This window comes from Tamlana crocina (assembly GCF_012037625.1).
The window spans coordinates 1-614 of record NZ_JAAVJS010000091.1 but is presented as its reverse complement, the minus strand read 5'-3'; the positions used below and the strand labels follow the sequence as shown (position 1 = coordinate 614).

General features: G+C 42.5%; 1 protein-coding gene. It reads right to left on the bottom strand.

Annotation, left to right across the window (positions count from 1 at the left end; genetic code table 11):
- Positions 1–614: glycoside hydrolase family 43 protein (locus tag HC176_RS15755; RefSeq protein ID WP_167919944.1), on the bottom strand; the 614-nt coding region annotated here is incomplete at both ends.

Below are 614 nucleotides of genomic sequence, written 5' to 3'. Positions count from 1 at the left end.
ATCTTCAGTCCCGTCAGGGGATTTAAAGAAGGAATTATGTCCGGGAGCATATACGCCGTTCTCTTCAGATTTACGAAATATAGGTTTAGCATTTTTTTCCCAATTAGCCGGATCGAGAATATCTTCTCCTGTTAAACTAAGAAGACCCAGACTGTAATAATCGGTCCAACAACCATTGGCCGAATACACTATAAATACCTGACCATTGTGTTCCAGATATTGTGGCCCTTCGTTTACGCTAACATGAGGGGGATTATCTTTATCGTCCAAGTCACCCTGTTTTTCCCAATTATAGGTGGGTTCTGAAAGCAAAACACGGTTTCCCTCTAATTCCCAAGGGTTTTTCATTTTTGATATATAAATATTCTGTTGCCCGTTGGTCTCCCCTTCCCATCCTGACCAGATCATATACAATGCGTCCTGATCTTGAAATACGTTTCCATCAATGGCCCACCTGTCAGGATTGGATGCTACTTTGCCTTTGAATGTCCAGGTACCCTGAAATGGATCTGATGAGGTGTTTTCCAATACATACATGCGGTGATTCTTATTATCCCCGTCGTCGGCTGCGAAGTATACATACCATTTCCCGTCGATAATATGGAATTCGGGTG